This window comes from Protofrankia sp. CiP1_Cm_nod2 (assembly GCF_920664355.1).
Classification (GTDB): domain Bacteria; phylum Actinomycetota; class Actinomycetes; order Frankiales; family Frankiaceae; genus Protofrankia.
In genome coordinates this window covers 1-6,466 of sequence record NZ_CAKKTL010000269.1, presented here as the reverse complement: position 1 = coordinate 6,466, position 6,466 = coordinate 1, and the positions used below count along the sequence as shown (strand labels likewise).

At 73.9% G+C, this 6,466-nt stretch carries 7 protein-coding genes; all 7 read left to right on the top strand.

The features are described 5' to 3' along the window. Positions 1–173: 173 nt before the first annotated feature. A complete protein-coding gene (gene fabD, locus NBW84_RS21315; RefSeq protein WP_250286759.1) occupies positions 174–1,313 on the top strand; it encodes an ACP S-malonyltransferase in 1,140 nt (379 codons plus the stop codon). Positions 1,314–1,481: 168 nt separating this feature from the next. Continuing rightward, a complete protein-coding gene (locus tag NBW84_RS21310; protein WP_250286757.1) occupies positions 1,482–1,889 on the top strand; it encodes an acyl carrier protein in 408 nt (135 codons plus the stop codon). 204 nt (positions 1,890–2,093) lie between these two features. Beyond that, positions 2,094–2,867 carry an SDR family NAD(P)-dependent oxidoreductase gene (locus tag NBW84_RS21305; protein WP_250286755.1) on the top strand — a complete coding sequence of 258 codons (774 nt, stop codon included), beginning with the start codon at positions 2,094–2,096 and terminating at the stop codon, positions 2,865–2,867. 158 nt (positions 2,868–3,025) lie between these two features. Further along, positions 3,026–3,478 carry a 3-hydroxyacyl-ACP dehydratase FabZ family protein gene (locus NBW84_RS21300; RefSeq protein WP_250286753.1) on the top strand — a complete coding sequence of 151 codons (453 nt, stop codon included), beginning with the start codon at positions 3,026–3,028 and terminating at the stop codon, positions 3,476–3,478. Continuing rightward, entirely contained in the window at positions 3,475–4,740 is a 1,266-nt protein-coding gene (locus NBW84_RS21295; RefSeq protein WP_250286752.1) for a beta-ketoacyl-[acyl-carrier-protein] synthase family protein, read from the top strand. The genes NBW84_RS21300 and NBW84_RS21295 overlap by 4 nt, the downstream gene beginning before the upstream one ends. Then, the gene (locus NBW84_RS21290) at positions 4,737–5,159 is read left to right on the top strand and encodes a 3-hydroxyacyl-ACP dehydratase FabZ family protein (protein WP_250286750.1); all 423 of its coding nucleotides are present in this window, start codon (positions 4,737–4,739) and stop codon (positions 5,157–5,159) included. The genes NBW84_RS21295 and NBW84_RS21290 overlap by 4 nt, the downstream gene beginning before the upstream one ends. Beyond that, on the top strand, positions 5,156–6,448 hold the full coding sequence (locus tag NBW84_RS21285) for a beta-ketoacyl-[acyl-carrier-protein] synthase family protein (RefSeq protein WP_250286748.1): 1,293 nt from the start codon (positions 5,156–5,158) through the stop codon (positions 6,446–6,448). The genes NBW84_RS21290 and NBW84_RS21285 overlap by 4 nt, the downstream gene beginning before the upstream one ends. Positions 6,449–6,466: the final 18 nt, after the last annotated feature.

Sequence of the window (6,466 nt, the reverse complement as noted above, 5' to 3'; positions counted from 1 at the left end):
AGCCGGGACCGGCCGTGGCGCGACGAGCAGCCCGCCGTGGCGCGCACGGTGCCCGGTGCCTGGGGGCCCGGCCCACGCGTGGTACCCGGGCCGCCCGCGCCCGGCCGCCACGGCGCACCCGCCGACCACCTTCGTGGCGCACGCGCCAACCGATCGGAAGGGAGAACCCCGAGATGACCCGGATCCCCGCCACAGCCACGGTCCTCCACCCCAGCGCGGAAAGCCCCGGCGCGGAGAGTCTCGGCGTGGATACTCTCCGCGCGGAGGCCGCCGGCGCGGAGCCCCCACCGGCACCGGCCGTCGGGGCGGAACGGGCCGCGGGCGAGGCGGCGGGGGAGCCCGCCCCGGGCAGCCGCTGCCTGGCCATGTTCCCCGGACAGGGCTCCCAACGGCCCGGGATGGCGGCCGACCTGGTCAGGCGGTACCCGGACACCGCAGGCCGGATCTTCGAGATGGCGGACGACGTCCTCGGCATCCCGCTGACGAAGCTGTGCGTGTCGGGCTCGGCGGAGGAGCTGCGCCGCACGGACGTGACCCAGCCCGCGATCGCCGCGACCAGCCTGGCGGTGCTCGAGGTGCTGCGGGCCGGCGGTTTCGAGGCGTCCGGCGTCGCCGGGCACAGCCTCGGCGAGTACACGGCGCTCGCCGCCGCCGGGGTGCTCGACGCGCGGTCCGTGCTGCGCCTGGTGCGCCGCCGCGGCGAGCTCATGGCCGAGGTGGGCAGCCGTACCCCGGGCGCGATGGCGGCGGTCATCGGGCTGCCGGCCGAGCGGGTCGAGGCGTTGTGCCGGGACGTCACCGGCACCGGTGTCGTGGAGATCGCCAACTACAACGACCCCGGGCAGACGGTCGTCTCGGGCCTGGCGGAGGCGGTCGCGCGGGTCGAGGCGCTGGCGGCGCGGGCCGGCGCGGAACGGATCGTGCGGCTCGACGTCGGCGCCCCCTTCCACTGTTCCCTGATGCGCGACATCGAGGCCGAGTTCGGCGCCGAGCTCGACCGGCACGTGTTCGCCGAACCACAGGTGCCGGTGCTCAGCGCCGTCACCGGCGGCTACGTCCGACGGGCGGAGGAGGTGCGCCTGCTGCTGCGGCGGCAGCTCGTCGAGCCGGTCCGGTGGGTCGACACCGTGCGGCGGGCCGTGGCGGACGGTCACAGCCTGCTCGTCGAGGTCGGGCCGGGCCGGGTCCTGACGGGATTCGCCAAGCGGATCGCCCCGGATGTCCGGGCGCTGGGAACCGCCCGTCCCCAGGCGATCGAGGCGCTGCTCGCCACCGCCGGCCACGGCGCCCCGCGCCCGGCGGTCCCGGCATAGCGCGCCGGCCGCGGCGGGCCGGCATTCCTCCGGCCCGCACCGTGCCACAACTGCCAGCACCTCCCGACCCACCACGTGATCCCTATGCCACGTGATCTGTACGCCATGTGATCCGCGCGCTGTGTGATCTCAACGCTGTGTGATCTCCATGAAAGAAAGGACAGTCCCATGACCGACACCGCAGCCTTCCCCGCCGCCATCCAGGAGGCCGTCGCCGACGCCCTCGGCCTGGACGAGACCGAGGTCACCCCGTTGTCCACCCTGATCGGGGACCTCGGCGCGGAATCGATCGACCTGCTGGACATCCTTTTCCGTATCGAGCGGAAGACCGGCGTGAAGATCCAGGCGTCCGACATAGGCAACCACATTCAGGGCGGCATCCCGGACTCGGAGTTCGGCGACGAGAACGAGATCATCACCCCGGTCGGCCTGGCCCAGCTGAAGAAGGCCATGCCGCAGATCGACACCGAGGAACTGGCCGGCAAGCTCCCGGCCGACCAGGTGATGAGCCTGTTCACCGTGCAGAACCTCGTCGACCTGGCGGTCCTGCGCGCCACGGCCACGGTGGACGCCTGAGCGCCCCGGCACCGGGATCCGGCGGCAGGGCCCGGCGTCCCAGGGGCTCGGCGTCCTGGGGATCCGGCAACGGGACCCCGCCGTGGCCGCTCCGCCCGGATGGCCACGGCGGGAGACGGCACGGACCGGCGGCACGGACCGGCGACCAGTGACACCGGCCGACGTGGCCGGCCGGCCAGAACGACAGGAAGGAAAGGAAAGGACGTGACGAAGCTGGCAGGGCAGGTCGCCCTTGTCACGGGGGCGTCCCGCGGCATCGGCCGCGCGGTCGCCCTGGCGCTCGCGGACGACGGCGCGCACGTCGCCGTGAACTACCGGTCCCGCGCCGACGAGGCGCAGGCCGTCGTCGAGGAGATCGAGAAGGCCGGCGGGAAGGCCGTCGCGCTCGCCGCCGACGTCGCGGACCCCGAGCAGGCGGCCGCGCTGGTCGAGCGGGCCCGCGCCGAGCTGGGCGGGCTGCACATCCTCGTGAACAACGCGGGGATCACCCGGGACGGGCTGATCTACACCATGGCGCCGACGGACTGGCTCGAGGTCATGCGGGTCAACTTCGGTGGGGTCTTCAACTGCACGCAGGCCGCGATGGGCCACTTCATGGCGGAACGCGCCGGCGTCATCATCAACATCTCCTCGGTGATGGGCGAGCGGGCCTGGACCGGCGAGTCCGCCTACGCGGCGTCCAAAGGGGCGATCAACGCCTTCACCCGCAACTGCGCGCTGGAGCTGGCCCGCTTCGGAGTGCGGGTCAACGCCGTGCTCCCGGGCTTCGTCCCCACCGATCTCGTCGACGGGCTGCTGGCCAAGGACGGCGGGAAGGCCATCAAACGGCGCATCCCCCTGCGGGAGTTCGCCACCCCCGGGCAGATCGCCCGGGTGGTGGCCTTCGTCGCCGGGCCCGACGCCGACTACATGACCGGGGAGCTGCTGCGCGTGGACGGCGGGGCCGCGGCCGTGCTCGGCACCGGCCGTCCCGACTGACCACCCGGGACCGCGGGGCCCCGGCAGCCGGGGCCCACCGGCGGCGCGCGAGGAGCACGACCGTGCTTCCCACGGGCTTCCCGCGGCTTTCCCGCGGGCGGGCCGGCGGGCCGGTGGGCCGACAGGCGCGTGAACCGACAGGAAGGCAGGCGCGGCCGATGCGCTTTCATCTCATTGACCGGATCGACTCCTGGGAGCCGGACCGGCGGATCGTCGGGCGCAAGGTGACGTCCGGCACGGAGCAGTTCTGGCGAGCCGGCCTCACCGGGCCGGTCATGCCGCCGCCGCTGGTGCTCGAGGCCCTCTGCCAGGCGGGCACCTGGCTGGTGATGATGAGCAGCGGGCACCGTAAACGAGCCGCGCTGCTGTCCGTGGGCGAGGTGGCGTTCCTCGGTGACGTCACACCGGGCGACGTGCTGCTGCTCGACGGCACGGTCGTGTCGATCTCGGACGAGGTCGCCGTCCTGGACGGGACGGTCAGCGCCGGCGGGCGCACCGTGCTCACCGCGACGTCCATCATGTGTGCCCTCATCGACGCCGAGCGGCTGGACGACCCGGCCGCCACGGCCCGGATGGCCGACCAGCTGACCGGGGCGGTGAGCGCGCCGTGAGGCGGGTGGCGATCACCGGCGTGGGCGCGGTCACCCCGGTCGGCAACGACGCGGCCACCACCTGGGCGAACCTCGTCGCCGGCCGCAGCGGGGTGGGCGAGCTGACCACCTTCGACACCTCGACGTTCTCGGTCCGCATCGGCGGCCAGGTCCGGGACTTCACCCTGCGTGATCTCGTTCCCGAGGCCGCCGGCTGGCGGCACCTGTCGCGGGCCGGCGGGTTCGGGCTGGCGGCGGCGGCGGAGGCACTGCGCGAAGCCAAGGTCACCCCCGCCACCTACGACCCCGACGAGTGCGGCGTCGCGATGGGCGGCAGCGTCGGACGCCCGGAGCTCCAGCAGGTCGTGGACATCGGCCACCTGCGGGAACGCACCGGCAACCGGGAGATCTTCCGGCATCCGCCCGGTGACGTGCTGCTGCGTGACCAGAACGTGCCGGTCGCCGCGATCGCGCGGCTGGCCGCCTGCACCGGGCCGATGGTCAGCGTCAGCACCGCCTGCTCCGGGTCGGGGCACGCTATCGGGGAGGCGTTCCGGCACATCCAGGACGGTGACGCGACGCTCATGCTCGCCGGCGGTTTCGACGCCCTGACCACCTGGATGGACCTGCTGGGCTTCAGCCTGCTGGGCGCGTTGACCGACCGTTACAACGACGACCCGACGCGGGCCTCGCGCCCGTTCGACGCCGACCGGTCGGGCTTCGTCATCGGGGAGGGCGCGGTCGTCGTCGTGCTGGAGGAGCTCTCCGCGGCCAGGGCGCGCGGGGCACCGGTCCTCGCCGAGCTCCTCGGCTACAGCTCGACCCTGAACGCCTACCGGATCACCGACTCGCCGCCGGACGGGCGCGGCGCCATCCAGGTGATGGCCCGGGCGCTGGCCGAGTCCGGGCTCGGGCCCGCCGGCATCGACTACGTCGTCGCGCACGGGACGGGGACCCCGGGCAACGACGCCTCCGAGACGACAGCGATCAAGGAGGTGTTCGGCGCCGACGCCCACCGTCTCGTGGTGAGCTCGCCGAAGTCGATGACCGGCCATCTCACCTCGGCCAGCGCCGCGCTGAACCTGCTCGCCGCGCTCGGTGCCATCCAGCACTCGGTCGTCCCGCCGACGGTGAACCTCGACACCGCGGATCCCAGGCTCGACCTCGACTACGTCCCGCTGGTGGCCCGGCCGATGCCGGTGTCGGGCGTCATGGTCAACGCGTTCGCGTTCGGCGGGACCAACACCTGCCTGGTGGTCGGTACCCCCAAGGAGGAATCATGACCGGCGCCGACATCGGCTCGGAACCGCTGCCGACAGCCTTCGACCGGCTCGTCCAGCTGGAGCACGGCCGGCAGGCGGTAGCTGTCCGTAACATTCCTGGGACGCTGGACGTCTTCGACAGCCACTTCCCGCGCTTCCCCGTGCTGCCGGGCATGCTGCTCTTCGAGAGCATGGTGGCCCTGGCCGGGCTGGTGCTGGCCGCGCCGGGGGAACGCTGGCGGCTGTCCGGGGCGCGGGTGGTGCGCTTCCGCCACTTCGTCCGGCCCGGCGACCAGGCGGAGATCACCGTGCGGGTCCTCGACCGCGCGGGGCAGACCGCCCGGTGCACCGCCTCGGTCACCGTCGACGGGCGTCCCGTCGCCTCCGTCCGGGCGCTGGAGCTGCTGCGGGAACCGTCGATGCTGGCGGCGACGGTATGAGCGGCGAGCGCGCGAGAAAAGTCGTGATCACCGGGATCGGGCTGCTCACGGCACTCGGTGAGGGCGTCCAGGACACCTGGGACGGGGTGCTGGCGGGCCGCGGCGGTGTGACGCCCCTGCGCGGTTACGACCCGTCGTCACTGCGCACCCAGCTGGGTGCCCAACTGGTTGATTTAGACCCAAAACAGTATGTAAGCCGCCGGACGCTGCGCAAGATGACCCCCAACGACGAGATCGCGATGGTGGGTGCCGTCCTCGCGCTGCGTGACGCCGGCCTGGAGGACGAGCGGCCCTTCGGCGAGCGGGCCGGCCTCTTCGTCGGCGGCAACAAGGAGCTTTCCCGGCCGGAGGGGGTGGTGGCCGGGGCGCTGGCCGCCCGCGCCGACGACGGCAGCGCCGACTACCACCGGCTCGGACGGGTCGCGTCCTCCACACTGACACCGCTGTTCTACGTCGAGGGGCTGCAGGCGGCGTCGCTGTTCTACATCTCCGAGGCCTACGGCTTCCTCGGCCCCAACGCCTACTTCGCCGGCACCGCCGAGGCGGGGGCGAGCGCGGTGGGACGCGCGGCGCGCGCGGTCCGGCGCGGCGAGGCCGACCTGGCGCTCGCCGGCGGGTTCGACGACCCCACCTCCTGGTGGTCGATGTCGAAGATGGACGGGCTCGGTGTGCTCTCGTCCCGCAACGAGCTGGGCGCGGCGGCCTGCCGGCCCTACGACCGGGCCCGCAGCGGATCGGTCTTCGGTGACGGCGCCGCGTTCCTCGTCCTGGAGGAGCGCGAGGCCGCGCTGGCCAGGGGAGCCCGCTGCTACGCCGAGATACGCGGGGTGGGCGCCGGTAACGACGGCGGCATGGTCGTCACGCCCGACCCGGGCGGCCGCGGGCTGATCCGCGCGATCACGGCGGCGCTGCGGGACGCGGACATGCCCGCCGAGGACGTCTCCTACATCGCCTCGCACGGCTGCGCGACCACGCTCGGGGACCTCAGCGAGACCCAGGCGATCCGCCGGTCGCTCGGGGCCCACGCCGAGCGCGTGTGGGCGAGCAGTGTCAAGCCGCAGACCGGGCATCTCGTCGCCGGGGCCGGGGCGCTGAACGTGGCGGTCGCCGCGCTGGCGCTGGCGGCGGGCGTGGCCCCCGCCACGGCCAACCTCGACGATCCCGACCCGGGCTGCGACCTCGACTGGATACCCGGCCAGCCCCGCGAGGCCCGGCTGACCGGCGCGCTCGCGCTCGCCCGCGGCCTGGCGGGCCAGCAGGTGGCGCTCGCCCTGGGCCGGGCGGCATGACCGGGCCCCGCCCTGGGC

Bases quoted from the DNA above. Each gene is read 5' to 3' on its own strand.
- fabD (WP_250286759.1), top strand. From the start codon at position 174: ATGACCCGGATCCCCGCCACAGCCACGGTCCTCCACCCCAGCGCGGAA.
- NBW84_RS21310 (WP_250286757.1), top strand. From the start codon at position 1,482: ATGACCGACACCGCAGCCTTCCCCGCCGCCATCCAGGAGGCCGTCGCC.
- NBW84_RS21300 (WP_250286753.1), top strand. From the start codon at position 3,026: ATGCGCTTTCATCTCATTGACCGGATCGACTCCTGGGAGCCGGACCGG.
- NBW84_RS21290 (WP_250286750.1), top strand. From the start codon at position 4,737: ATGACCGGCGCCGACATCGGCTCGGAACCGCTGCCGACAGCCTTCGAC.
- NBW84_RS21285 (WP_250286748.1), top strand. From the start codon at position 5,156: ATGAGCGGCGAGCGCGCGAGAAAAGTCGTGATCACCGGGATCGGGCTG.